The organism is Abyssibacter profundi, assembly GCF_003151135.1.
Classification (GTDB): Bacteria; Pseudomonadota; Gammaproteobacteria; order Nevskiales; family OUC007; genus Abyssibacter; species Abyssibacter profundi.
In genome coordinates this window covers 112324-137823 of the sequence record NZ_QEQK01000005.1, presented here as the reverse complement: position 1 = coordinate 137823, position 25500 = coordinate 112324, and the positions used below count along the sequence as shown (strand labels likewise).

Sequence of the window (25500 nt, the reverse complement as noted above, 5' to 3'; positions counted from 1 at the left end):
TCGGGCGGGCCGACCACCCCTGCAAGGGCCAGTAAATGGGTAAGAACACCACGCAATTCCTGGATGTGCCGCGCCACGACCCGGCCAAGACCTCGGTGGAAGTCCGGATCAAGGACTTCCGCGAGATTTACGCCAGTTTCGATGCCGAATCCGCAGCCCAGCAGGCCGGGCGCTGCCTGTCCTGTGGCAACCCCTACTGCGAATGGAAGTGTCCGGTCCACAACTACATTCCCAACTGGCTCAAGCTGGTTGAGGAAGGCAACCTGTTCGAAGCGGCGGAGCTATCTCATAAGACCAACTCCCTGCCCGAAGTCTGCGGGCGCGTCTGTCCGCAGGACCGGCTCTGCGAGGGTGCCTGCACCCTCAATGACGGGTTCGGCGCTGTCACCATCGGCAATGTCGAAAAGTACATCTCCGACGAGGCCTTCAAGCAGGGCTGGCGCCCGGACATGTCCCAGGTGGTGGCCACGGGCAAACGCGTCGCCATCGTCGGGGCCGGACCGGCCGGCCTGGGCTGCGCCGATGTGCTCGCCCGTAACGGCGTGCAGGCCGTGGTCTTCGACAAGTACGACGAGATCGGCGGCTTGCTGACCTTCGGTATCCCGCCCTTCAAGCTGGAAAAAGAGGTGGTGCGCAATCGCCGCACGATATTGGAAGGCATGGGCGTGGAATTCCGCCTCGGCGTCGAAATCGGCAAAGACCTGCCCTTCCAGTCGCTGCTTGATGAGTATGACGCCGTGTTTCTGGGCATGGGCACCTACACCTACATGAAGGGTGGGTTCCCCGGTGAAGACCTGGAAGGCGTGTACGACGCGCTGCCCTATCTGGTCTCCAACATTAACCGCGAACTGGCGTTGGAAGATCATCCCAGCGAGTTCATCGACATGGCAGGTCAGAAAGTCGTCGTGCTTGGCGGCGGCGACACGGCCATGGACTGCAATCGGACGGCGGTTCGCCAGGGTGCCGAGCGTGTCCTCTGTGCCTATCGCCGCGATGAGGACAACATGCCCGGCTCCCGCCGCGAGGTGGCCAACGCCAAGGAAGAAGGCGTGCAGTTCCTGTTCAACCGCCAGCCCATCGAGATTGTCGGCGACGGCCGTGTCGAAGGCGTGAAGGTCGTGCAGACCCAGTTGGGTGCGCCGGACAACCGCGGCCGCCGCAGCCCCGAGCCGGTCCCCGGCACCGAGGAAGTCATCGAGGCTGATCGCGTGATCATCGCCTTCGGTTTTCGTCCCAATCCCGCCGAGTGGTTCACCGATCATCAAATCGGCATCCACGACGATGGCCGGGTGCAGGTCAAGCGCGCCGGTGAGGGTCATGTCTTCCAGACGGACAATGCCAAGGTCTTTGCCGGTGGCGACATGGTCCGCGGCTCCGACCTGGTGGTCACGGCCGTGTTCGAGGGACGTCAGGCCGCCGACGCGATTTGCGAATACCTGGGCGTCTAGGCGCCTGGCCCAGCCGAGACGAGCCCCATGACCGAAACCACCGCCCGCCAGCGGCTGATTGTTGCGCTGGACCTACCCAACGCGGCCTCCGCGCGCGGGTTGGTTGCATCGCTGGACGGCGCGGCCGGCTACTACAAGGTTGGCCTGGAACTGGCGATGGACCCCGGCTACTTCGATCTGGTGGCCTGGTTACGCGAACAGGGTCACCAGGTGTTCTGTGACCTCAAGCTGCACGATATTCCGGCCACGGTCGGCCGTGCGGTCAGCCGGCTGGCCGATTCCGGCGCCAACCTGCTGACCATCCATGCCGGCCAGCAGGCCATGCTGGAGGCCGCCGCCGAGGCCAGCGGTGCCGAGCTGCAGGTCGTTGCCGTCACTGCGCTGACCAGCCTGGACCAGGCCGACCTCGCCGATCTGGGCATCAACACACCGGTCGATGAACTGGTCCTGCGGCATGCGCGCCGCGCCCGTGACGCCGGCCTGGACGGCGTGGTCTGCTCGGGGCATGAAGTCCGACGCGTCCGCGCGGCACTCGGCCCGCAGGCGTTGGCCGTGACCCCGGGCATCCGTCCGGCGACCAACGCGGTAGGCGACGGTGATCAGAAACGGGTGATGACACCGGCTGCCGCCATTGCGGCCGGCGCCAGCCATATCGTGGTCGGGCGACCGATTCGCGATGCCGCCGACCCCGCCGCCGCCGCCCGCGCAATCGTGGCGGAGATCGAACAGGGACTGGCCGAACGCGCAGCCTGAGTGACGCGACCGCCCCCAAGCTTTTAGACTCCCGTCATGGACTCTCCTCACCGCTTTATCCGCGCGCTGCGTCGCCAGCCCGTGGACACCACGCCCGTCTGGATCATGCGTCAGGCCGGACGCTATCTGCCCGAGTACCGCGCCACCCGTGCCGAAGCTGGGGACTTTCTTACCCTGTGCAAAACGCCGGAGCTGGCCTGCGAAGTCACCATGCAGCCGCTACGGCGATTCGAACTCGACGCGGCCATCTTGTTCTCCGACATCCTGACGATTCCGGATGCCATGGGCCTGGGCTTGTCGCTGGTGGAAAAACAGGGCCCCCGCTTTGATCGGCCGGTACGCGATCTCAGCGCTATTCAGGCACTGGGCGTTCCCGACCCCGAGGATGATCTTGGCTATGTGATGGATGCCGTGCGCCTGATCCGCAAGACGCTGGACGGTCGCACACCCCTCATCGGCTTTGCCGGCAGCCCCTGGACACTGGCCTGCTACATGGTCGAGGGCCAGGGTTCGCGCGACTTTGCCCGCATCAAGACCCTCGCCTATGACCGGCCGGATGCGATGGCGCATTTACTGGATATTCTGGTCGAGTCCATCACGCTTTATCTCAACGCCCAAATCGCTGCCGGGGCGCAGGCCGTACAAATCTTCGACACCTGGGGCGGTTCGTTGTCCTACGACGCGTACCGGCGCTGGTCGCTGGAGCCCATGCAGCGCATCGTCGCTGGCCTAGACCGCGGCCCTGAGGATGCGCCCGTCATCCTCTTCACCAAGGGGGGCGCACCCTGGTTGGAGCAGATCGCCGACGCCGGCGCGGATGCCCTGGGCCTGGACTGGTGCTGCGATCCGGCCGACGCCCGACGCCGAGTCGGCCACCGCGTCGCGCTGCAAGGCAATCTGGACCCGGGCATCTTGCGTGCCGACAATCACGTGATCGAACGCGAGGTGGCCCGCACGCTGGACGCCTTCGGCCCACAGCCGGGTCATGTCTTTAACCTGGGGCACGGCATCACACCGGACATTCGTCCGGATGCGGTCGCCAAGCTGGTCAATGCCGTCCACGGCCACCCGTTCGAATCGGCCTGACCCCGGGCCGCTGCAGGTCCTGCGCCTGCAACTCACCGCCGCCGTCACGCTGACCCTGGCCGTTCTCTGGCTGGTCGGTTGCTTCGGGCTGCTACTGCCCTTCGCGCTGATCAAGCTGGCCCTGCCTTTCGAGCCGATTCGTCGATGGACAGCCGGACGCATGGACCGGGTCGTGGGCCTGTTCTCCGGGGGGCTGGGACGGTTGCTGCACTGGATGCGCGTCGGGGGCTACCGGCTGGAGGTCGACGGTGCGTTGCACCAGGACCGGACGTACCTGCTGATCTGCAACCACCAGTCCTGGGTGGACATCGTCTATCTGCTCATCCTCCACCATCGCCGTATTCCGTTTCCGCGGTTTTTCCTTAAACGCGAGCTGCTGTGGTTTCCCATCATCGGCTTCGCCTGTTGGGCGATGGACTTCCCGTTCATGCGCCGCTACTCCTCTCGCCAGCGGGCCGCCAACCCCGCACTGGCGCAGCGCGACCTGGACACCGCCCGCAAGGCCTGTGAGCGCTACCGGAACACGCCGGTCACCATCATCAACTATGTCGAGGGCACGCGACTGTCCCGCGCCCGCCATCAGGCGCAGCAGTCTCCGTGGCAACACCTGCTCCGCCCCCGGGCAGGCGGCATTCATTACGTCATGTCGGCGATGGGCGACCAACTGGCCGGCGTCATCGACACCACGGTGGTCTATCCCACGCCCGAGGGGCCCGGCTTTTGGCGGTTTCTTACCGGCGCGGAGCAGCCTGTGCTCATCCGCATGCGTCTGCGTCCGGTCCCGGCCGGGCTTGCGATGGAAGACCCCGATTCACGCCAGCGCGCCGAGGCCTGGATCAATGGACTGTGGGACGAGAAAGACGCCGACATCGCTGCGATGCGCCGTGAACTGCCGCCCTAGGCAGGCAGCGGGCCGGCGTTGGTTATACTCACGCGCCGCAGCATCGGCGCCACAGGTTCCTGGCCTCGGTGCACCACGCTCCAGAGAATGGCCCGCATGCCCATGACCCGCTTTCCTGAAGTCCGACAACTCGATCACCAGGCCATGGAGGCCGAGCGCCTCGATTGGTGGTCCCGCGAGCAGATCTTCCAGCGTTCCATCGAGCAACGGGCTGATGCCCCAACCTTCACGTTCTACGAAGGTCCGCCAACGGCCAATGGCCGTCCCGGAGTGCACCATGTGCTGGCGCGCACGATTAAGGACACGTTCTGTCGCTATAAGGCCATGCGCGGCTACCGCGTCGACCGCAAGGCCGGCTGGGACACCCACGGCCTGCCCGTGGAGATCGAGGTCGAAAAGAAGCTGGGTCTGAAGTCCCGCGAAGACATCGAGGCCTATGGCATTGCCGAGTACAACGCCGCCTGCAAGAACAGCGTCGGCGAGTACACCGAGCTGTGGAACACGCTCACCCAGCGTATGGCCTATTGGGTCGATCTGGACAACCCCTACGTCACCTACGACAACCACTACATCGAATCGGTGTGGTGGCTGCTCAAGCAGCTATGGGACAAGGGCCTGATCTACAAGGGTCATAAGATTCACTGGTACTCGCCCGGCACCGGCACCGTGCTATCCAGCCATGAGGTCAGCCTTGGCTACAAGGAAGTGGCTGACCCCGCCGTCATCGCCGCTTTCCCGCTGGTCGATGACCCCGGCACGGCGTTTCTCGCCTGGACCACCACGCCCTGGACCTTGATCTCCAACCTGCTGCTGGCCGTTGGCCCCAGCATCACCTACGTCAAGGCACAAACCGAATCTGGACGGTACATCGTCGCCGAAGCCCTGGCCGCCCAGGTGCTGGGCGAAGACTTCGAGGTGCTGGAGCGCATGACCGGGGAGGCCCTGGCCGGCACCCGCTATACCCCTCCTTTCGATCACTACGTCGGCCATCCCGGCGCCCACGTGGTGGCGACGGCTGACTACGTGACCACCGAAGATGGCACCGGCATTGTGCACACCGCGCCAGCCTTCGGCGCCGATGACTTCGAGACCGCTCGCCGTCTCGGTGTGGACATGGTCAACCCGATCCGTCGCGATGGCCATTTTGAGGACGACATCCCGCTGGTCGGTGGCCTCTGGTTCAAGGATGCCGACAAGCCGATTTGCCGGGACCTGAAAGAACGCGGCCTGCTCTTCAAGCGGGACCAGTATCTGCACAACTATCCGCATGACTGGCGGCGCGGCACGCCGTTGATGAGCTACCCGGTGGAGAGCTGGTTTGTCCGCACCACCGCCGTCAAGCAGCGGCTGGTCGAGCTGAACGAGCACATCGGTTGGCAGCCCGAACATGTCGGCCGCGGCCGATTTGGCGAGTGGCTGAAGAACAATGTCGACTGGGCCTTGTCCCGCCATCGCTTCTGGGGCACCCCATTGCCCATCTGGGTCTCCGACCGGGACCCCGAGCAGGTCGAGATGATCGGCTCCATCGAAGAACTCAAGGCCAAGGCCGGCGACGCCTGGCCGGGCGACGAGGCTCTGGACCTGCATCGCCCGTTTGTTGACGACATCACCTGGCCGGATGGCCAGGGCGGCACCATGCGCCGTGTTCCGGAAATCATCGACGTCTGGTTCGACTCGGGCGCCATGCCCTTCGCCCAGTGGCACTATCCGTTCGAGAACAAGGACGCGTTCGAACGCAATTTCCCGGCGGACTTCATCGCCGAAGGCCTGGACCAGACCCGCGGCTGGTTCTACACCCTGCACGCCATCGCCACCCTGGTGATGGACTCGGTGGCCTACAAGAACGTGGTCGTCAACGGCCTGCTGCTGGACGCCAAGGGCGAGAAGATGTCCAAGTCCAAGGGCAATACGGTCGACCCCTTCGAGGCCCTGGACCAGCATGGCGCCGATGCCGTGCGCTGGTATCTGATGGCGGCCTCGCCCCCCTGGGACAGCACCAAGTACGCGGACGCCGGCATTGTCGAAACCCGGCGCAAGCTGTTCATGACGGTGACCAACGTCTACAGCTTCTTCGCCAGTTACGCCAACATCGATGGCATCGACCCGACAGCCGACCCGGTCCCCGTCGCCGAGCGTCGGGAACTGGACCGCTGGATGCTGTCGCGCCTGCACAGCACGACTGCCGAGGTGATCGAGGCGCTCGATGCCTACAACCCGACCCGGGCGGCCCGGGCCATCGAGTCGTTGGTCGATGCTCTGTCCAATTGGTACATCCGCCGCTCACGACCGGTGTTCTGGGCCGGCAAGAAAGACACCGGCATCTCGGACCAAGACAAGCGTGCGGCCTACCAGACCACGCATGCCGTGTTGCTGGGCATTGCCCGGCTGATGGCCCCCATCGCCCCGTTCTACGCCGACTGGCTGCATCAGGCCCTGCTCGCCGATGACTCGGCGGCCAGTTCCGTGCATCTGGCCGATTTCCCCGAGCCCCAGCAGGCCGAGATCGACCCGGCGCTGGAACACCGCATGGCACTGGCGCGCACGATCGTCTCGACGACGCTGGCGCTGCGCAACACCCACAAGCTCAATGTCCGCCAGCCGCTGGCACAGGTCTCGGTTGTGCTGGAACCGGGCGTCGAACGCGAGGCCATCGAGCAGGTGCGTGACCTCATCCTCGATGAGGTCAACGTCGAGGCGCTGGACTATGTGGACGGCCGCTCTGAGCTCATCCAGCGGACGGTCAAGCCCAACTTCCGTGTCCTGGGCAAGCGGGCCGGCAAGCAGATGAAGCAGCTGGCCGGCCTGATCCAGCAACTCGATGAGTCACAGATCAACGCCGCCGCCGACGGACAGCCGATTACCGTGGAGCTCGGTGGTCAAGCCTTTGAACTGGCTGGCGACGACCTGATCATCGAAACCCAGGGCGCCGAGGGCTGGGCCGCACTGCGTGAAGGCAGCATCACCGTCGCCGTGGATACCACCATGACGCCGGAGCTGCGTGCCAAGGGCCTGGCCCGCGAGGTCATCAACCGCATCCAGAATCTGCGCAAGCAAGCCGATTTCGCCGTTACCGACCGCATTCGGGTGCGCTGGCAGGCCGATGGCGTTCTGGCCGAAGCCCTGGAGACCCACGGAGACTGGATTGCCCGGGAAACCCTGGCAACCGAGCTTGCCCCGGGGGATGTCGACGCGGCGATCAGCGAGTCCTTCGACCTGGATGGCGCAACACTGACATTGGACGTCACGCGGCTTTGATGCACCAGCCGCCGCTGCTTCGCAGAGACCGTGCGCAGCGGCGTTCCTGATGCAGGGCGCTGCGACCTGCCGCCGCCCAGCCGATTGACGACGCCCGACCGACCACGCGGCCGTGACGGCCTGTCGTCTGGTCGCCACGTCCCACGGCGCCACAAGCTGTCATAAAGCCGCAACAATCCGGCTTGTGATAACGACCGGGCGTGACCCGGCTGACCTTGGGGGAGACATGAACTATCCGACTTATCTTCGGCTCGGCGGACTATTGCTGGGTGGCTTGCTCACGGCCTGCGGAAGCAGCGGAGGCGGCGGAGACGCGCCCGGACCGGTCAACGGCGGCGGCGAAACCCGCGATGGTGTCGTCGAGCAAATCGTCCTTGATTCAGCGGTGGATGGCGAAGCCATTGCCATCACGCTCATCGAACCGACGACCGTGACCGAGGGCGCCACCTACCCGCTCATCCTGCATAGCCACGGCTATGGCGGCTCGCGTCAAACCACCCGCCCGGGCGATGACAGCCTCATGGGCCGTTTGCTCAATGCCGGTTACGGCGTCATCAGCATCGACGAACGCGGTCACAACGAGTCCGGCGGCACCATCCGAATTCTGGATCCGGCCCTGGAGGGCCAAGACCTGCTGCAGGTGCTCGACTGGGCCGAAGCCAATCTGGATTGGCTGGCCTATGACCCGACGGGTCTGGACACCGGCCTGGGCAAGGGCAACCCCTTAATCGGTGCCATCGGCGGCAGTTACGGCGGTGGCTACCAACTGTTGATCTACGCCATCGACGCCAAGCACCGTCTGGATGCCATCGCCCCTGACATCACCTGGCATGATCTGCGGTACAGCCTGTTCTCGGGCAACGTCTTTAAGTCGTTCTGGGCCACGCTGCTGTCGGCAGGCGGGAATCTACCCCCCAACACCCAGGATGCCCAGGTCAACCAGGGCCTGCTGGAGGGCCTGACCCTGAACATGCTGAGTGAGGACAATCTGGCGCTGCTGTACCAGAACAGCCCGGCCTCACACTGCAACGGCGACAACGCCTTTACCGCGCCCGGCGGGCTGACGGCAATCGATGCCTTCATCACCCAGAGCGCCCAGGACACGTTGTTCAACTTCAACGACGCCTATCACAACTTTCGCTGTCTCTCCGAGCAGGGCGGCGATGTTCGCCTGTTCACCAAGGCCCAGGGCCATGGCGTGGACAATGGCGATGGCGGCGACCACTGCGGCGACATCGAACGTGCGGACGCCACCTTCGCCTGGTTCGAAGAGAAACTGTACGGCCGCGCCAATGTCGCGGATTTCGTTCCGCCGATCTGCCTGATGCTCGGCGGCTCAGGTGACGATGCGGTGGTGGTGAACGCGGTCAGCGTCGGCGGCACCGATGTGGCCCTGGAGACCATGAGTGTGACCACCGGCGAAGTCGGGGGGCTCAGCCCCATCCATGTCTCGGTGTATACGGCGCCGCCGGGCGGCGATGTCGTCGCCGGCATCCCGCGGTTGGACATCACGGTGACCGATCCGCTGCTGGGCGACGCCGGCGTGGGCGATCCGATTTTCTTCCTGTCGCTGACCAAGCGCAGTGAGGGGACAGACGTCGTCCTGCAAAACCAGTATCGCCCCGTGCGCGGCTACGGCGCGTTCAGCATCGAACTGAACGGCGTGTTCGCGCGGCTGGCGGAGGGCGATGAGCTGCTGCTGACGGTCCAGGGCGGCGTACTCGACCAGTATGCGGGCTCCTCGGGGCTGGTCGGTCAGGTCAATGTCGAAGGCACGCTCTCGCTGCCGTTGATTGGACCCGCCGCACCCGCGCCCTGATCCGAGGCCGACGCCGGCCCGAACCGGCGTCGGCCCGACCGATCCACCGTCACATAAGGCAGGCCCAGCTGGTCCAGCCAACGCTGCCCTGCCTGCGCGCCATGCACCAGCGCCACGGTGGCCGCAATGCCGGCGATCAGACAGCTCTCGGCCTGGACCGACACGGCCGCCAGGCCCTCTTCGGGGGGCCAGCCGGTGCGGGGGTCGAGTACATGCCCGTAGACGCGATCACCAACGCGGATGCAGCGCTCATACATGCCGCTACTGGCAAGCCCGCCCTGTCCCAGCGCGATACGGGCCACAGGCTGCGTGCTGCCCAGGGGATCGCGAATACCGACCTGCCACGGCGCGCCCCTGTCATCCGGCCCGATGACGGCCAGGTCTCCCCCCAGGTCGACCAGCCCATGCCGGGCGCCAGCCGCACGCGCGGCGGCTGCCGCCGCATCCGCGGCGTACTCCTTCACAAAACCGCCAAAGTCCAGCTCCATGCCGGCCGGCAAGCGCAGGGTGTCCCCATCCCAACCCACGCGGCTCCAGCCAACATCACCCAGACAGGCTCGGACTGCATCCGGCGTGGGCAGGCGCCCGCTGCGAAAATCCCAGACCCGACGCAGCACGCCGGCCGTGATGTCAAAGCCGCCCTCGCTTTGCTCGTAGGCCGCCTGGGCAAAGTCCAACAAGCGCGCGGTTTCCGGGTCGGCCTTCCACCCCTGGGGGGCGCCGGCTGAGCGATTGGCCGCTGACAACAGGCTGTCGGGGCGATAACGGGAATACCGGGCCTCGAGGTCGTCCACGACCCGCCGGGCGGCGTCACAGGCCGCCTGGGTCTGCGCCTGCACCTTGCAGGGACAGCCCATGGCGTGAAACTCCACGGCCTGCATGGTCACGCTCAGAATGCGTACTGCAAACCGACCGCGAGCACCGTGAAATCGACCAGCCCCGGGTTCTCGGTGACCACGGAGCCCACTGCATAGTCGCCGCTGCTGTCGTAGCGCTCGAAGCTCGCCGTCAGGCTGAGCTGCTCCCAGCGATATTCGCCGGACAAGCCCAGGGTCACGGCCCCATAGGGCGACAGCCGGTAGTCGCTGGAATACAGGTTGTCGTCCCGGCGGGCACGGAAGAAGGGCTGGTAGAAAAAAGCCTGGCTCTGGCTGTAGTAGCGCAGGCTGGGCGTCAGCGTCAGCCGCTCGCCGACGCCCTGGTACCAGGCCAACGACAGCGTGTGCGACACCACGTTCCAGTCGTCACCGTAAAGCCGATAATCCAGGTGCGCCGTGGCGCCAACGCCGGCATACCGCCGACGCAGCCGGGTGGTCCAGGCAGCCGTCCATCGGCCGTCGGGCCGCGCGTCCTGACGCAGGTCGTCCTCGACCGAGACCAGCTTGTAGGGGTCGGACAGGTAACCGTCCAGATAGCTGACGGACAACGCCGTCTGAATCACGGTCTTGGGCCCGAGAATCTGGGAGATGCCCCCCAGCACTGTCATCGACTGCTTGTCCTCATCGTCGGGCCGACTGGGGAAACGGGTCTGCGCATCCGTGGGCGTAATGCGATCGGATGAGACGCCACCCCCCAGGGTGTAGGCGGTCATCTTGTCAGCATCCTCCCACTCGACCTCCAGCCCCAGGTTGTGGGACTCGTAGTCATTCTCTGTGGACTGCCCCAGCGACAACGAAACCCGCCGCCCGGCTTCGTTATACCGGGACAGCGACAGCAGGATGTCCGTCCTCGCGTCGTCAATGGTTGCGCCGCTCATGACCTGCACCGGGCGGCCATCGGCATCCGGCTGCACAAACCAGGGCGAGGCCCCGGACATGGTTTCGTAGGCCACATCCAGCGCCACGGCAAAGTGCTCGCCCAGCGGGGCGCTGGCACGAAACTGGCCCACCTCGATGTCATAGCGCTCGGTGGTGTCGGAAGACACCTGCGCCGGGTCCAGTTCGGCCTCGTCGTAAAGGGCCGTCCGCAAGGACACGCGGGTGGTCTCGTCACGGGTGGCCGCCGCAGCCTGGTAGGCCGGCAGGGTCATTGCCGCCGCGGTCAGGGCCTGGAGGGCGGCACTGCCGGGGCGTTTTTTCTGATCGGTCATCCTGGGAGTCTCCGGTTCCCGCGAGCAGGCTGGCGCCCGGCTAATTGCATCCGCAACCGCCGCCACCGACGCTGGCACCGCCGGTGGAGGCTTCCTTGCTGAAATAGACATGCGATTCCAGCTGCGCCGCCAGTGGATCGGGTTCCCAGGCCATGGTCGGCTCGGCCAGATGCCCTCGCTCCCAGGGTTTGAGGGGAGTCACCGAACAGCCAGCCAGCATGAACAGGGCTGCCATGAGCGTCACGCCGGTGGTGTACCGCGACCGCATCAGGGCTGCCCGTTCATGGTCTGGACCAGTTGCTTGCGAATCTCCGATATCTCCGACGGACGAAAGCCCTCGTGCCGCCAGGTCACCACGCCCTGCGGATTGATGATGAACGAGGTCGGCATCGTCGGAATCTTATAAACCGCGGCCAGGCTGGCCTCCGGGTCGGTGATCACCGGATAGCTCACGGGATAGCGCTTGAGAAACCGGCGTGCCGCCTCGGGGTTCTCATCCAGATTCACGGCGACAATCTCGAACAGATCGGGATAGCCGCCAGCCACCAGGTCACTGCGCAGCTGATCGAGCATGGGCAGCGACTGCTTGCAGGGCCCGCACCACGACGCCCAAAAATCCAGCAAAACGGTCTTGCCGCGCAGATCCGCCAGATCCAGCGTCTGGTCGTAAAGCAGCCGTTCGCCGCGGGTCTCGGGCGCCACCTGACCCAGCTCCACCGCGCTGGCGGTCACCGCCCCCAGCAAGCCCATTACCGCGAAGATCCATCGTGTCATGCGTATAGCCCCTGCAACGGCCCGTCTCCGTGGCCGGTGTATCCGAAACTGTTGATGGGGATGCCCACCGCGTTGGCAATCGACACCAGCAGTTTGGCATGCGTCTCGCCGTCGCCATTGTGCGCCGAGGAATAATCCAGTGCCCGGCCGGTCTCCAGACCACCGGCGCGACCCGCCAGCACAAACGGCATATTGCGATGGTCATGCCGCGAGGAGTGACCCAGCTCAGAACACAGGAAGATCACGGTGTTGTCGAGCAGCGTCCCGTCACCCTCCGGTTGCGCATCGAGTTCACGCAGCAAGTACGCAAACTGCTCGGTGAACCAGCGCTTGTAGAGCACGAAATTCTCGGCCGAGGCCAGGTTGCTGGCGTCGAAATGCGAGGAATCATGATGCCGCTGCGAAGCACCGGTCTCCGGTTGCAAATGCGTGGGGCTAACCGGGTGCGACCACTGCAGCGACAGGCTGCGCGTCATGTCGCAGCTGAGCGCCTGCACGGCGAGGTCCATCTGCAACTTGCCAACGGTGGCGAACTGATCATCCCGATCGTGATACTTCGGGTAGCTGTTATACCCCTCGGGGATGGTCCAGCCTTCGCGGTTCCAATCCGGCTGGGAACAGGCCCCGGCACCCGCCTGGTCGGCGGCGAGAATCCGGTTCTCCACCTCACGCAGTGATTCCATATGCAGTTCCAGCTTCTGGCGCTGCGCCTGGCCCAGGCGGGTCTGCAGAGTATTGAGGTCACCCATGGCGGCGTCCAGCACCGACAGCTTGCGGCGATTCTCGATGTCCTCGACCCCGCCGGGGGGACCAAACATCCGCTCGTAGGCCGACAACGGGTTGTCCTCCGGTGAAATCGGCTGCCCCGAACCCAGGTAGGACATGTAGCCGGAGCCGTTCTGATGATTCGAGGCCACGCCCAGATGGATGGACGCATGTGGCGTCTGATCCTTGAAGTACTGGCCGATGAACACATCCATGGAGATGTCCCCGGTGGCGGTGAGCACCTTGGCCACCCCGCCCTCATGCGTCGATCCACCGGAGTACATGTTCAGTCCGCTGAGGAACACGCAGTGCTGACGCACCGATTCTAGCGGGTCAGTCATGCGCGGCAGCGTGAAGTTGTAAGTGTCCCCACTGGGATGCCACAGCTCCGGCGCACAGCCGTCGGGAATGAATACGAATAGCGCCCGCGGCACGCCACCGCCCTCTGCAGCCAGCGCAGAGCGATGTAGCAGCGCAGACAATGGCAGGGCCGCGCCGGCCTGTGCCATGCCACGCAGAAAGCCGCGGCGGGACACCGGACGCCGGATCATGCGTCACCTCCGGCAGTGCGGCGCACGAAACTGGGATGTGCGATCAAGTCCATCAGCATCGTCCTGAGATCAAAACCGCTGTCGCGGAAGGACTGGGTGAGGTCTTCCAGCACACAGGCGTCGGCCTCGCCCTCCGCGTATCCGCGGGCGTAGCGGTAGTACTGGGTGACGGCGCAGTCCTGGGCGGCCGGGCTGTTGGCCAACAGCGTGCCCAGCTGGCGCGTACCAAAGAACGGGTCATTGGTCCCGGTGCGGAAACCCTCGATGTCCACGACCTCACCGGAATCGTCGACGTTCTGACCATTTTCGGTGGAGCGGTAGTCACCCACGCCGTCGTAACGCTCGAACCCGAAACCGATGCCGTCGATGTACTGGTGACAGCCCGCGCAGTTCGGATCATCCGTGTGCTGCCGGAACCGCTCGCGGGTGGTCAGGCTGGGGTCCAGGCCCGGCGGCGTGGTGTCCACGTCCTGAGGGGGGTCGGGCAGGTCCTGGCACAGCAGACGCTCACGCACGAACACGCCGCGCTTGATCGGCGAGGATTCGTTGGAATGCGCGTGACTGGCCAGCAGTGCGCCGGTGGACAAAATGCCCCCACGGGTGCCGTCGGTGACCGTCTGTTGGCTGAACGCGGGGTCGGAGGTCGAACCGGGCTGCCGGTAGAACTCCCGCAGCACGCCGTTCAGAAATGCGTAGTCGGCGGTGTACAACTCATCCAGGGTGCCGGCGGCCGAATCAAACACCACGTGGGTCACGAAGCGCGTGAACTCCTCGGCCATGGATTCCCGGACGGTATCGTTGAAACGGGGGTAGATCTCCTCGTCCTTGAACTGCTCAAGAATCTGATAGGCCCCCATCCACTGTTCGGCAAAATCGGCCACCTGTTCGCGCGCGCGTGCGTCCTGCAATAGCCGCTCGGCCTGCGCCAGCCGACCCGATGATGTCGACAAACTGCCCTCCTCGGCCGCCTGGAGTAGCGCATCGTCCGGGGTGCTGCCCCACAGCAGGTAGGACATGGCCGTGGCGATTTCGTAGTCGCTCAGCAGGTAAACGCCATTGCCCGCGGCGGTACCGATCTCGGCCCGGTACAGGAAATTCGGCGATGTCAGGATGGCCTGGATGATGAGTTCCATGGCCGTGTCGAAGTCGCCGCCGGTGAGCTCGTCGCGGTTGAGGTCACGATAGGCATCCCGCTCGGCTGTCGTCAGCGGTCGCCGGAAGGCCCGCCGTCCAAAGCGGTCGATAAACGCATGCAGGCAGGCATCCCCACTGCTGCAGCCCTCCAGCAACGCGCCTTGACGCTGGGCAACGGCCTGCTCCGCCACGACCGCGCCGGCGGCAAGATATTGATCGACATGGCGGCTGGTCACCACCGCCACATGCGCATTGTTGTCATAGCCGGACACGCGCGCCTCGACCGGAAAATCAGCCGTGAAATCGGTGGTCAGTCCGGTCAGGTCGGTGATGCTGCGACTGTACTCACGGCGCGTCAGCAAACGCAGCACGCGGCTTGCACCCGGGTTGTCGGCACAGGCCAAGGGCTCGCCGCCGCCGTCACCTGGATCGGCTCCCTGACCGCCGTCGCCTGTGTCCTGCTCCGCGCTGTTGTTGGCCGTGATGCAACCCTCGGCAATCAAGCGCACATCGCTGGGCATGTCATTGGTGCCGCCGTGCTCGCCCTGAAATCCGAACGTGGTCTCGGCACCGTCATCGATCTGGCTGTTGTAGTCGACATGCCGGGCCGACACGCCGGCGCCGGACTGGACCAGGTCGGTGTTCCAGGCGTTGGTGATCTGCTGGCCGTTGTCGAAGGTAAAGGCCACCTCCCAGCCATCGATGGGCGCACCGCTGAAGTTGCGGATGATCACCTCGGTGACAAAACCCACATTCCAGTTGCTCTGGAAACGCATCTCCACTGAACAGGTCGGCTCTGGCGCGGTTTCGCCCCCATCACCGCCGTCGCCGGTGCCGGTGCCATCCTGGCCAGACCCGTCGTCGCCCGCGCCATCGCCGGAGCCGTCACCTGAACCGGTATCGCCCCCTGGCTCGCCGCCCGCATCACCACCGGCGTCACCGCCACCCCCGCCCGCATCACCACCGGCGTCGCCCGAGCCACTGCCGCCCTGACCATCACCCACCGCGCCGCCGCTGGTGTCTTCCGGGAAGCCCTCCCAGATGTACTGCGCCACGTCTTCGGCGCAGGCGTCGATACAGCGCGACGGATTGCTCGAGGGCATGTTGTCGTGGATCTCGGGGATGAGCGTTTCCAGTGCCACGCAGGTCGGACACTGGGCCGGCGTCATCGCCGGGCCGATACCGCCTTCGCCGCGGTCGCCATGGCAGTTGGCGCAGTGCTGTGTGTACTGGCGCTTGCCATTGTCGAGATCCGGTCCCGCACCTGAGGCCCCGTCATCGCCACCGACCTCACCGGGATCAGTCGTGCCACTATCGCCTGTGTCGCCGCCGTCGCCCGCACCGCTGCCATCGTTCGCGGCGCCATCGCCTGTGCCACCGCCCACCGGGTCAGCGACGTCAGAGACCGGATCGGCTTCGCCGGAGTAATCACCACTGCAGGCCACTGCCAGCGGCAGCAGACAGAAGAGCAAAAGCCAGCGACCGCCTTTAAGGCCGACTGACCCGTTGAAGTGGCACCCCTGCATTACGCGTTCCCCAATCACGATGAATCAGCCCTGACCGGGCCGTTCAGTAAATTTTACGTAAACAGTCGGCAAAAGCCGGGCCAGTTATCGGCGGGCTACCACCACCCGGCCCGCGCAGGGTCTCAGCCTAGGCAGGCTCGGCCGAGGCCAACGCGCCCTTGCGCAGGCCCTCGTAGGCGCGCACCGTCATCGTCTGCCCCTGCTGCGCGGCCAGTGTTCTGGCCATGTAAGCCGCCAGACATTCCACCGTGGTATCGCCCGGGATCACGTCAATCCGTGCCTCAGGCAGCTCGATCTCGAATCGGCCCTGCGGCGCGTCGTAACCGAACCGACGATGCCCCGGTCGCTGTGCCGGCAATTCATCGTCCACGGTGGCGAGAAACCGGTTGTTCCAGCGTTCGGCCCATTGAGCTTCCAGCGCCGCGTCGCGCTCGCCAGCCCGGGTGATGGCCAGCCGGGAGCGATGCCCGTGGGCGATGCGCTGACAATCTCCGTCATGTTTCCGCAAACCGTGACAATAGTGGTAGTACGCACCATCAATGGCCTCCGGCTGCAACCGCACGCGCACGGCGTCAACATTATCCGGCACCACGGCACGCACGGCAGCCGACACGGCGTCAGCAACGGTCTCCACCGTCACGGCCATGGCCGGCAGGCGACAGAACGCGATATCCGGTGAGCAGACCTCGATCTCGCCGCCGCCCACCAGTCCCAGCACGACCTGCCCCGGCTGGATGTCGAGCGCGGGGTGTGCCGCGGGGATCAGCAGCTTGTGATCGACCAGCGCCTCTGCGGCCGCCCGGACTTCTCGCTTGACCCGGCCAAAGTCCAGCACCATGCCCTGGGCATCCAGTTCGCCGGACAGCTCCAGATCCATCAAATAGGTTTCGCCAACCAGCCCGCGCTCGGGGTCCAGCAGGGCAAAATCGAGATTGGCAAGTTGCTCGACAAACAGCGTGGCCATGGCATTGCATCGCAGGTGGGGGCGCACAGCCTCGCGCCGACGCCTGCGCGCGTCAACGCGTTGGTACACTACGCGCCCGCTACTCCCCCTTGATCTCACGCCATGTCCGTCACGACTCGCTTTGCCCCCTCTCCGACCGGCTACCTCCACATCGGCGGCGCCCGCACCGCGCTGTACTCCTGGTTGTACGCGCGCCAACAAGGCGGCCGCTTCGTGCTGCGCATCGAAGACACGGACCGTGAGCGTTCCACCGACGAATCGGTGCAGGCCATTCTCGACGGCATGGCCTGGCTGGGCCTGGAAGCCGACGAGGCGCCGGTATTCCAGACCGCTCGGTTCGATCGCTACAAGGCCCTGACGCAACAACTGCTGGACAGCGGCCACGCCTACCACTGCTATTGCAGCAAGGAGGAGCTGGAGGCCATGCGCGAGGAAGCCCGCGCCGCTGGACGCAAGCCGATGTACGACGGCCGTTGCCGCCATCGCCAGGACCCCGTGCCAGGCGTGGACCCGGTGGTGCGTTTCCGTTCGCCGGACGATGGCGAAACCGCCTTTGATGACCTCATCAAAGGCCGGGTCGTGTTCCAGAACAAAGAACTGGATGATCTGATCATCGCGCGCGGAGACGGCACGCCGACCTACAACTTCACCGTGGTCGTCGACGACTATGAAATGGGCATTAGCCACGTGATTCGCGGCGACGACCATGTGAACAACACCCCGCGCCAGATCCAGATTCTGGAGGCGTTGGGCGCGACGGTGCCGGTCTACGCCCACGTGCCGATGATTCTGGGTGAAGACGGCAAACGCCTATCCAAGCGCCATGGCGCTGTCGGTGTCATGAGCTACCGCGACGAGGGCTACCTGCCCGAGGCCCTGCTCAACTACCTGGTGCGCCTGGGCTGGTCACACGGGGATCAGGAAGTCTTTACCCGCGAGCAGATGCTGGAGCATTTCCGCATCGAACAGGTACAGAAAGGGGCCGGCGCCTTTAACCCAAGCAAACTGATCTGGATCAACCACCAGCACCTGCAAACCATGGACCCGGCCCAGGTGCTGAAGCACTGGCAGTGGCATCTGGACCAGGCCGGCATCGACCTGTCCCAGGGGCCGAACCCCATCGCCGTGATCGAGTCCCAGCGCGAGCGCTGCAAGACGCTGGTTGAGATGACCGAGAAAAGCCGCTTTTTCTATGAGGCGCCGACGGCCTATGCCGACAAGGCGGTCAAGAAGTGGTTCAAAGGTGAGGCCCAGGCCGTGCTCACCGATTTGCTGGAAGGGTTTAAGGCCCTGCCGGAATGGACCGGCGCCGCCGCCCATGCCGTGGTCCATGGCGTGGCCGAGCGCCGCGAACTGGGCCTGGGCAAGGTGGCCCAGCCCATCCGCGTGGCGGTGTCTGGCGATGCGGTTTCTCCTCCCATCGACGAGACGCTGGAACTGCTGGGTCGCGAGCAAACCGAAACTCGCATCGCCCGGGCCATCGAGTTCCTGGCCGCGCGGGACGCCGCATGATCCGGCAAGGACTGGCCCTGGTACTGGGCTTGGCGGCGCTGCTGCCGGCCTGGGCAGCGCCGACGCTGTCGGTGCGCGACACCGTGACCCAAGGCGCCATGGTGCGCGGCCAGACCACCGCAGGTGCCACCGTCACAATGAACGGCCAGACACTGCCCGTGAGCGCGGAAGGCGCCTTCGTCTTTGCCGTGGCCCGTGCCTACGAAGGCCAGGTGACGCTCCGCGCCACCGATGCCAAGGGCCAGGCCGCCGAGCTCACGCTGCCCGTGGCCGAGCGCAGCTTCAACGTCCAGCGCATCGACGGCCTGCCACAGGACAAGGTCACACCGCCGCGTTCACAGGAGGTGCAGGACCGCATCTGGCGTGACGTGGTCCAGATTCGCGAAGCCCGGGGCCAGGAGTCGGCGCGCACCGAGTTCACCCAGGCCTTCATCTGGCCGGTGGATGGCATCGTCACCGGCGTGTTCGGCAGCCAGCGGATCCTCAACGGCACACCCAAGTCGCCGCATTCCGGCCTGGATATCGCCGGGGCCACCGGCACGCTGGTGCGGGCACCCGCTGGGGGTGTGGTCACGCTTTGGCATCCCGATATGTACTTCACCGGCGGTACGCTCATCGTCGATCACGGCCATGGCATTACCAGCACGTTCATCCACCTCTCCGACACGCTGGTCGCCGAGGGCGATGTCGTGGAGCAAGGCGATCCGATTGCCAAGGTCGGCGCCACCGGTCGGGCCACCGGCCCCCACCTGCACTGGTCGATGAACTGGGGCAAGGTGCGCATCGATCCGCAGTTGCTGCTGCCCAGGCGCGACGAGCCGGCTTCGTGAGCCTCGACGCTCGCCTGCAATCGGTGATTCATCACCCGCTGCACCAAAGCCTGGGCGTGCGGGATATCCAGGCCGAGGACGGCTGCGGCCGACTGGAATTCACCGCCGATGGGTTGACGATTAACCCGGCGGGCATGCTGCATGGTGGGGTGATCTACACCCTGGCCGATGTCTGTGCCTACGCCGGCCTGCTCAGCAAATTGGCACCTAATCAGGAAGCCGTGACTCACGACCTGCACGTCTCGGTGCTGCGTCCCGTGCCCAGCGGACAAACCGTGACGGTGCAGTCCGAAATCAGGCGCCTGGGCCGGGCTATCTGCTTTCTGGATGTCAGCGTGGAATCGGGCGGCAAGCTGGTCGCCACGGCCCGTGTCACCAAGAGCATCATCACGCCGACACTGGCCTAGGCGACCGTCGGGTACGCTTGGGCCGATGTCCTGCCCTGTCGGAGTCCGACCATGACCGCCGAGTCCACCCCCTTCGTCTCCCTGATTACCGGCGCTGCCAGTGGTCTGGGCTGGGAGATCACCCAGCGCCTGTACAGCCGTGGCGACACCGTGGTGCTGGTGGACATGAACGCCGAACTGCTGGCCACGCGGGAGCGCGAGCTGGGAGCGTCCCAGCGGGTCATCACCTGTTGCGGCGACCTCACGCAGGCCACGTTTCGTCGTGACGTCGTCCAGATCGTCGAGCAGCAGGCCGGGCGCCTGGACTGCCTGATCAACAATGCCGGTATTACCCATCGCTCGCCGGTCCGCAGCACGCAGCTGGACGTGTTCGACCGGGTCATGGCCGTGGACTGGCAGGCGCCCGTGGCGCTGACCCACCACTGCCTGCCGATGCTGGAAGAGGCTCGCGGCATCATCGTCAATGTGGGCTCCATGGCCAGCTGGATGCCGGTGCCCGGGCGGGCCGCTTACTGCGCAGCCAAGGCCGCAATGGCCCAGTTCTTCGAAGTGCTGCGCCTGGAGATGGAGCCGCGCGGCGTTCGTGTCCTCAATGTTTATCCGAGCTTTCTGGACACCCCCATCGAGCACAACGCGCTGGGGCCTGACGGCAAGCCGGCCTCACACCGACGCTCGATGGTCGGCAAGATGCGCGGGGCCGACTGGATGGCCGAGCGCATCCTCCAGGCGATGGAGGGCGGACGCCCCTGGATTTTCGGTGATCGGATCTCCCAGCTGGGGAGTGTGTTGTGGCGCATCTGGCCACGGCAGTATCTGCGCAGCGTCCGCAAACGCTTTGCCAGCGAAATCGCGCGCTAGCCACCTAGCAGCCGGGCCAGCGACAGGCCCAGGTAGTTACCCAGCGCCAGGCCGAAGGCGCCGGCTGTCATGCCAGAGACCACCACCTCACGATTGCCCAGCACCTTGGCAATCGGCCCTACAAAGGGCGGACCGAAGTACGCGGCCGTGGACGTGATCAGCAGCGTGTCGACATCAATCCGACACAGACGCGCCACCAGCCAATGCAGGCCCACTGCCAGCACCAGCACCATCCCGCAGTACAACAACACCACGGACCCCGCCTGCAGCATGTACGCCAGATCTGCCTGGGTACCGATGGTGATGCAGAACACCAGCAGCAGGTACTGCCCGGTCTCGTAACTCCGCGGCAGGCGACGCACCGCAGGGACCAGACTGCAGACGATGGCCAGACTGGTGATCAGCAGGATGATCAATGCTTCGACCAGCTCTCCGAACAGCCACCAGGACAGGGCAGCCGCGAGGCCGCCGAGACCCAGCGACAACAGCACCGGACCGGCGGCCAGAGTCCAGGGCCCCGCCCGGACGTCTTGGTCCTCCGAAACCGGCGGCATCGCCCGCGGACCCACGGCCTGAAATGCCGGGAACCAGCGACCGAGCAACGGCTTGGCCGCTGTCATCAGAAACAGCAGGAACACGCTGCCCAGCATGACATCGGCTCCGTTGACCAGCAGCAAGGTCTCAGCATCGACACCGCGAGCCAGCGCAACCGCATTCATATTGGGTGAACCGCCGGTATATAACGCGGCCAGCATGCCCGAGACATCGGCTGCGGCCGGCACATGGCGACCCAGCCACAGAAACACCAGTGTCGAACTGAGGCAAACCGCCACCACGGCCAGCAGAAAGGACAGCACGGTACTCCGGGCCAGGCGCGCCCACTGCCGCAGGTCGGCGGGGAACAGCAGCATGGGAATGGCCAGCAACACCGAGGCGGCGACGAGCCCGCCTGCCAGACCGGCATCGAAGCGCAGCCCCGGTAGCTGCGCCGCCAGAATGCCACTGGCATAACAGAGCACAACCGGGCTTAACGTCGCGACCAGGCGAACCCGCGATTCTGCCCAGGCCAGCCAGGCCGGCACCCCCAGCAAGAACCCGAGCTGGGCGACCAGCCACATGCCATCGGTGACCGTATCGGGCGCTAACACTGCAGGTTCAGGCTGGCGTAAAGCGTGCGGCCAGGTTGCTGATTCGCCAGAAACACGCCGGGAAACAGCGCCGTATCCAGCGCCTGGTTGAGCACGCGCTCATCCGTAATGTTCTTGCAGCCCAGGTTGACGGTCCAACTGCTGGCGGCTGATCCCAGACCGACGCGTGCCGAATAAATCGTATGCGCCTCAACGCGGGTGGCCGGGTCCAGGTCGGTGTCGGTGTACTGGTCACCCTGGTGGCGTGCATTCAGCCCCAGCGTCAGATTCAGGCCACCCAATGGGTACTCCAATGTTGGACTCAGCGTGGCCGACCAGCGCGGCGCAAACGCCAGCGTCTTGCCGGCAAGATCCTGGCGTGCGTCCAACCCCTGATCTACCGGCGCCGGGGCATTGGCGTACGCCTTGTAGCGCGCCTCCAGAAAGCCCACTGAGGTGTTGATGCTGAGCGGCTGATAGGGCGTGAGCCACTGGGAGTCCAGCTCCACGCCCGTGGAATACGCCGACCCGGCGTTGGTCACATCAAAGAACACACCGTTGAACGCCAAGACCTGCAAGTCATCGAAATCCATCCGGTAGGCCGTGGCATTGAGGCTAAGCGTGCGCCCAAACCAATGACTCTTGATGCCCAGTTCCACAGAGGTGGCGGTTTCCGCTCCGTACTCGAGGTCTTCGCCAGTAAACGAGATGGCATTGGCACCCCCGCTCTTATAGCCCCGTGCCCAGGTGGCGAACAGGCTGACATCACGATCGAAGCGGTACAGCACGGACAGCTTTGGCGACAGATTGGTCTCGTCACGTTTGAGACCATTGAACTGGTAGTCATTGGCACCGACGATCAGCTGGACGAGACACTGCTGAGTCACCGGCTTGCTACGGCAGCTGCTCCGGCCGATGGAATCGATGCTCTTGCGCTCGTGATTCAGGCGTAGACCCGGCGTGATCGACCAGTGCGCGTTCAGGTCCCAGGTCAGCTGGCCGAACACCGCGTAGGTCCGGGTGCGCTGGGTGAAGTCGAAGGTGTAGCGATCCCGGTCAACGACACCGGCGGTCAGGGGACCGAGCAGCGGCCCCAGCGCCCCGGATGCCGTACCGGCGCCGGCAAACGGAATACCCGAAATGGCCCCGCTGCTAATCAGCGTCAGGCCGGCATCCGATGCCGCGTAAGACGCCAGATCCTCACCGGCCTCAATGCCCGTGTCGATGCGGTAGTCCGCCTGCAGGGCGTACAGCCCGGCGACGAATTCGCTGCCCTGCCCCCAGCCAAACGGCGCAGCCCCCAGGCCGGTAAACCGCCATTCAACGGAATGCTGAGTGTAGTTCTCGGCATCGCCGAACAGGCGAATCAGGTCGGCGGGGGAGGTATCCAGGTCCTGAAACTGGGTGATGCCCATGCGCGAACTGGCCAGCACCAGCGTGGTATCCAGCGCCTCCAACCCGAGCACCGGGCCCAGGTCCTTGGCGGCGGTGCCCGAGACCGTCCACGAGTCGATATTCATGACGCCCGGAATGTCGAAACTGGTCTGAAAGTCGTATGGATTGCCCTCGATCTGCGGATCGAAATTCGCCAGGTAGCCGGCCGTGTCGGCGTCCAGCTGGTAGAGCTGTCGCGGCCAGAAATTGACCTTGGTCTCGGTGCGCTGCGCCGTCAAGCCCAGTTCCAGGTCAGCGTCGGTGAAATAGTCCAGACGCAACCGCTGCGCAGATTTTCTGGACCGATCCTCCAGCCGATTCAGTAGCGTGTTGTGCAGCCGGCCCTCGCGGTGATCTTCCAGCACCGCGAGCCGAACACCCAAAGCGTCTCCGAAACGGCCGCCCACCCCGCCCTCCACACGCTCGTTTCCGAACTCGTTGCGCGTGTATCGCAGATTGGCCTCCGCCCCCGAGGCCGGCGCGCCCCGGGTGACAATGTTGAACACGCCGGCAATGGTGTTTTTGCCGAACAGCGTGCCCTGCGGGCCGCGTAGTACCTCGATCCGCGCCAAATCGAACATCGATTCGGTGAAATACGACCCCCGGGCGAAGAACACATCATCCTGGACCAGTCCGACCGAGGGCTCGAAGCTGGGATTGAAGGTGTTGGTCCCGAAGCCGCGGATGAAGACCTGTGGCGAGGTCGGGCTGGTCGATTCGACACGCACGTTGGGCACGTAGGTGGAGGCCTCGGTCAGATCACCCACCGCATTGTTCTGGATAAAGTCGCCCTGCAGCGCCGTCACAGACACGGGCACATCGCTCAGGCTTTGCTCGGTTTTCTGCGCCGTGACCACGATCTCCTCGATGGTCCGACGCGGCGGTCTGGTCGACTCGCGGGCTGCGGTCGTTGGGGCCACGGGGATGGTCTCCAGCTCCGATGCGGCGTCCGGATCCTCTGCGGCCTTGTCCGAACCCGCATCGCTGTTCTGGCCTTCGGCTTCCTCGGAGGCCTCCGTGTCCGACGGCTCGGATGGTGATTCGTCTTCGATGGCGTCGCCGAACAGAAAGTCGAGTTCGTCATCCTGGGCTGCAGCCGGCCAGGCCAGCAGCAAGCCGAGTACCAGCAACGCCCCCAGGATCGGCTGGTTGTCATGTCATTCCCCGCGCTGCACGACGGATGGCCCGCCCCAGCAGGTCACGCTACCGAGTACCGCCGCCATGTGGCATGACCCTTCGGGCCAATCGCTTGACCGAACGGGACGCCGGCCTCATTCGCGGTACTGCGACGGCGACATGCCGGTCCATCGCCGGAAGCTGCGACTAAAGGAACTCTCGTCCGAAAACCCTAGCTCGGCTGAAATCCCTGCGATCTTGTCGCCGCGTTCCAAGGCGCGACAGGCCAGCGCCTGCAGTTCACGGTCGCGCAGTTGTTTGAACGAGAAGCCCTCATCCGCCAGTTTGCGATTGAGGTGCCGACCGCTCATGGCCAGCAACCCGGCAATTTCTTCCTTGCCGGCCTGTGGATGCCGTTGCACGGTCTCGGCCACCGTGGCGGCAAAACTACGATCGCCCAACCGGGCCAAGGACTGGTCAGCCAATTCTCGTAGCTGATCGCGCAGCGCCGGGTTGGCTTGGATCAGCGGGCGCGACAACAAGTCCTGAGAGAACAACACCCGGTCCTCGGGGGCCTCGAAATGCACCTCGCAACCCAGCAACTCGCCGTAGCGACTCACTGCATCACGGGGGGCATGACGAAACTCCACGGCCGAGGCCTCGAACTGATCCCCCGTACACCAGCGCGCGATGTGCATGGCGCAGGCCAGCGACATCTCGGCCCGTGCTTCGCGACACACCTCGTAGTGGCCGGCATAGCAAAGTGCCATCTGCGACCCGGCGGGATGAAACCAGACCTCGCCACCCTGACTGACAATGGGGTGGTACTCGGTATACAGCTCCAGTGCCTCGCCTAAGGTCTCGCAACTCATCAACAGCAGGCCGGCGACGTCGAGGTGCCCGACCTGCAGGTGCAGCGCCAGCTGCAAGCCGATGAGCGGGTCATCGCTGGCGGCGGCAAGCTGGGCCCAGAGCGCGTCGTGCACATCCAGCCGAATGCGCTCCTCGCCTGCGGCCAGCGCAGGCAGATGGATGCCCAGCCGCGTGGCTGCCTCCAGCAGGGCCTGGCTGAATCGCCGGGTGACAGTTGGCTCGGTCATGGTCCTGATTTGTTCGTGTGCTGTCCCGAATGGCTCGGGAGCCAGGCCGTG

20 protein-coding genes are annotated in these 25500 nt (G+C 65.2%); 10 read left to right on the top strand and 10 right to left on the bottom strand.

The features are described from left to right. The first annotated feature begins 35 nt into the window (after positions 1–35). The 6 genes from DEH80_RS06400 to DEH80_RS06375 all read left to right on the top strand — a co-directional run bounded on the left by DEH80_RS06400 (position 36) and on the right by DEH80_RS06375 (position 9262). The gene (locus DEH80_RS06400) at positions 36–1448 is read left to right on the top strand and encodes an FAD-dependent oxidoreductase (protein ID WP_109719657.1); all 1413 of its coding nucleotides are present in this window, start codon (positions 36–38) and stop codon (positions 1446–1448) included. 27 nt (positions 1449–1475) lie between these two features. Beyond that, the gene (gene pyrF / locus DEH80_RS06395; protein ID WP_109719656.1) at positions 1476–2201 is read left to right on the top strand and encodes an orotidine-5'-phosphate decarboxylase; all 726 of its coding nucleotides are present in this window, start codon (positions 1476–1478) and stop codon (positions 2199–2201) included. 36 nt (positions 2202–2237) lie between these two features. After that, the gene (hemE, locus tag DEH80_RS06390) at positions 2238–3287 is read left to right on the top strand and encodes a uroporphyrinogen decarboxylase (protein ID WP_109719655.1); all 1050 of its coding nucleotides are present in this window, start codon (positions 2238–2240) and stop codon (positions 3285–3287) included. After that, positions 3253–4188: a 1-acylglycerol-3-phosphate O-acyltransferase, YihG family gene (yihG, locus tag DEH80_RS06385; RefSeq protein ID WP_165831330.1), complete on the top strand. Its 936-nt coding sequence runs from the start codon at positions 3253–3255 to the stop codon at positions 4186–4188. Before hemE ends, yihG begins: the two co-directional genes overlap by 35 nt. Before the next feature lie 102 nt (positions 4189–4290). Then, positions 4291–7443, top strand: coding sequence for an isoleucine--tRNA ligase (gene ileS, locus DEH80_RS06380; RefSeq protein WP_109719653.1), 3153 nt, complete (start codon positions 4291–4293; stop codon positions 7441–7443). 226 nt (positions 7444–7669) lie between these two features. Then, positions 7670–9262 carry a CocE/NonD family hydrolase gene (locus tag DEH80_RS06375; protein ID WP_109719652.1) on the top strand — a complete coding sequence of 531 codons (1593 nt, stop codon included), beginning with the start codon at positions 7670–7672 and terminating at the stop codon, positions 9260–9262. On the opposite strand, the gene DEH80_RS06370 is transcribed toward DEH80_RS06375, so the two are convergent. The 7 genes from DEH80_RS06370 to DEH80_RS06340 all read right to left on the bottom strand — a co-directional run bounded on the left by DEH80_RS06370 (position 9199) and on the right by DEH80_RS06340 (position 17065). After that, positions 9199–10143 (bottom strand): FAD:protein FMN transferase, encoded by a 945-nt coding sequence (locus DEH80_RS06370; protein WP_109719879.1) that lies wholly within the window; start codon positions 10141–10143, stop codon positions 9199–9201. The genes DEH80_RS06375 and DEH80_RS06370 overlap by 64 nt on opposite strands. 8 nt (positions 10144–10151) lie before the next feature. Continuing rightward, a complete protein-coding gene (locus tag DEH80_RS06365; RefSeq protein WP_165831329.1) occupies positions 10152–11351 on the bottom strand; it encodes a DUF3570 domain-containing protein in 1200 nt (399 codons plus the stop codon). A gap of 40 nt (positions 11352–11391) precedes the next feature. Further along, positions 11392–11619, bottom strand: coding sequence for a DUF4266 domain-containing protein (locus DEH80_RS06360; protein WP_109719650.1), 228 nt, complete (start codon positions 11617–11619; stop codon positions 11392–11394). Continuing rightward, a complete protein-coding gene (locus tag DEH80_RS06355) occupies positions 11619–12125 on the bottom strand; it encodes a TlpA family protein disulfide reductase (protein ID WP_109719649.1) in 507 nt (168 codons plus the stop codon). The genes DEH80_RS06360 and DEH80_RS06355 overlap by 1 nt, the downstream gene beginning before the upstream one ends. Then, positions 12122–13441 (bottom strand): DUF1552 domain-containing protein, encoded by a 1320-nt coding sequence (locus DEH80_RS06350; RefSeq protein WP_109719648.1) that lies wholly within the window; start codon positions 13439–13441, stop codon positions 12122–12124. The genes DEH80_RS06355 and DEH80_RS06350 overlap by 4 nt, the downstream gene beginning before the upstream one ends. Further along, positions 13438–16047, bottom strand: a complete 2610-nt coding sequence (locus DEH80_RS06345; RefSeq protein ID WP_165831328.1) for a DUF1592 domain-containing protein — start codon at positions 16045–16047, stop codon at positions 13438–13440. Before DEH80_RS06345 ends, DEH80_RS06350 begins: the two co-directional genes overlap by 4 nt. Positions 16048–16228: 181 nt before the next feature. Continuing rightward, a complete protein-coding gene (locus tag DEH80_RS06340) occupies positions 16229–17065 on the bottom strand; it encodes a 6-carboxytetrahydropterin synthase (protein ID WP_109719646.1) in 837 nt (278 codons plus the stop codon). Positions 17066–17167: 102 nt separating this feature from the next. Here DEH80_RS06340 and gltX point away from each other — a divergent pair, with 102 nt between their 5' ends. Genes gltX through DEH80_RS06320 form a run of 4 tightly spaced genes read left to right on the top strand, consistent with a single transcriptional unit; the run spans position 17168 to position 20672 of the window. Beyond that, positions 17168–18577 (top strand): glutamate--tRNA ligase, encoded by a 1410-nt coding sequence (gene gltX / locus DEH80_RS06335; protein WP_109719645.1) that lies wholly within the window; start codon positions 17168–17170, stop codon positions 18575–18577. Then, positions 18574–19407: a M23 family metallopeptidase gene (locus tag DEH80_RS06330; protein ID WP_109719644.1), complete on the top strand. Its 834-nt coding sequence runs from the start codon at positions 18574–18576 to the stop codon at positions 19405–19407. The genes gltX and DEH80_RS06330 overlap by 4 nt, the downstream gene beginning before the upstream one ends. Further along, on the top strand, positions 19404–19814 hold the full coding sequence (locus DEH80_RS06325; protein ID WP_109719643.1) for a PaaI family thioesterase: 411 nt from the start codon (positions 19404–19406) through the stop codon (positions 19812–19814). Before DEH80_RS06330 ends, DEH80_RS06325 begins: the two co-directional genes overlap by 4 nt. A 51-nt stretch (positions 19815–19865) precedes the next feature. After that, on the top strand, positions 19866–20672 hold the full coding sequence (locus DEH80_RS06320) for an SDR family NAD(P)-dependent oxidoreductase (RefSeq protein ID WP_109719642.1): 807 nt from the start codon (positions 19866–19868) through the stop codon (positions 20670–20672). Here DEH80_RS06320 and DEH80_RS06315 read toward each other — a convergent pair. From DEH80_RS06315 to DEH80_RS06305, 3 genes are all read right to left on the bottom strand, one after another. Beyond that, positions 20669–21820 carry a DUF819 family protein gene (locus tag DEH80_RS06315; RefSeq protein ID WP_109719641.1) on the bottom strand — a complete coding sequence of 384 codons (1152 nt, stop codon included), beginning with the start codon at positions 21818–21820 and terminating at the stop codon, positions 20669–20671. The genes DEH80_RS06320 and DEH80_RS06315 overlap by 4 nt on opposite strands. Then, the gene (locus DEH80_RS06310) at positions 21814–24363 is read right to left on the bottom strand and encodes a TonB-dependent receptor (protein ID WP_109719640.1); all 2550 of its coding nucleotides are present in this window, start codon (positions 24361–24363) and stop codon (positions 21814–21816) included. The genes DEH80_RS06315 and DEH80_RS06310 overlap by 7 nt, the downstream gene beginning before the upstream one ends. Before the next feature lie 141 nt (positions 24364–24504). Continuing rightward, positions 24505–25449, bottom strand: a complete 945-nt coding sequence (locus DEH80_RS06305) for an AraC family transcriptional regulator (RefSeq protein WP_109719639.1) — start codon at positions 25447–25449, stop codon at positions 24505–24507. Positions 25450–25500 lie beyond the last annotated feature (51 nt).

Bases quoted from the DNA above. Each gene is read 5' to 3' on its own strand.
- DEH80_RS06350 (WP_109719648.1), bottom strand. From the start codon at position 13,441: ATGATCCGGCGTCCGGTGTCCCGCCGCGGCTTTCTGCGTGGCATGGCA.
- DEH80_RS06360 (WP_109719650.1), bottom strand. From the start codon at position 11,619: ATGCGGTCGCGGTACACCACCGGCGTGACGCTCATGGCAGCCCTGTTC.
- DEH80_RS06340 (WP_109719646.1), bottom strand. From the start codon at position 17,065: ATGGCCACGCTGTTTGTCGAGCAACTTGCCAATCTCGATTTTGCCCTG.
- DEH80_RS06330 (WP_109719644.1), top strand. From the start codon at position 18,574: ATGATCCGGCAAGGACTGGCCCTGGTACTGGGCTTGGCGGCGCTGCTG.
- DEH80_RS06320 (WP_109719642.1), top strand. From the start codon at position 19,866: ATGACCGCCGAGTCCACCCCCTTCGTCTCCCTGATTACCGGCGCTGCC.
- hemE (WP_109719655.1), top strand. From the start codon at position 2,238: ATGGACTCTCCTCACCGCTTTATCCGCGCGCTGCGTCGCCAGCCCGTG.
- DEH80_RS06370 (WP_109719879.1), bottom strand. From the start codon at position 10,143: ATGCAGGCCGTGGAGTTTCACGCCATGGGCTGTCCCTGCAAGGTGCAG.
- DEH80_RS06365 (WP_165831329.1), bottom strand. From the start codon at position 11,351: ATGACCGATCAGAAAAAACGCCCCGGCAGTGCCGCCCTCCAGGCCCTG.
- DEH80_RS06355 (WP_109719649.1), bottom strand. From the start codon at position 12,125: ATGACACGATGGATCTTCGCGGTAATGGGCTTGCTGGGGGCGGTGACC.
- DEH80_RS06375 (WP_109719652.1), top strand. From the start codon at position 7,670: ATGAACTATCCGACTTATCTTCGGCTCGGCGGACTATTGCTGGGTGGC.
- pyrF (WP_109719656.1), top strand. From the start codon at position 1,476: ATGACCGAAACCACCGCCCGCCAGCGGCTGATTGTTGCGCTGGACCTA.
- ileS (WP_109719653.1), top strand. From the start codon at position 4,291: ATGACCCGCTTTCCTGAAGTCCGACAACTCGATCACCAGGCCATGGAG.
- DEH80_RS06400 (WP_109719657.1), top strand. From the start codon at position 36: ATGGGTAAGAACACCACGCAATTCCTGGATGTGCCGCGCCACGACCCG.
- yihG (WP_165831330.1), top strand. From the start codon at position 3,253: ATGCCGTCCACGGCCACCCGTTCGAATCGGCCTGACCCCGGGCCGCTG.
- gltX (WP_109719645.1), top strand. From the start codon at position 17,168: ATGTCCGTCACGACTCGCTTTGCCCCCTCTCCGACCGGCTACCTCCAC.
- DEH80_RS06305 (WP_109719639.1), bottom strand. From the start codon at position 25,449: ATGACCGAGCCAACTGTCACCCGGCGATTCAGCCAGGCCCTGCTGGAG.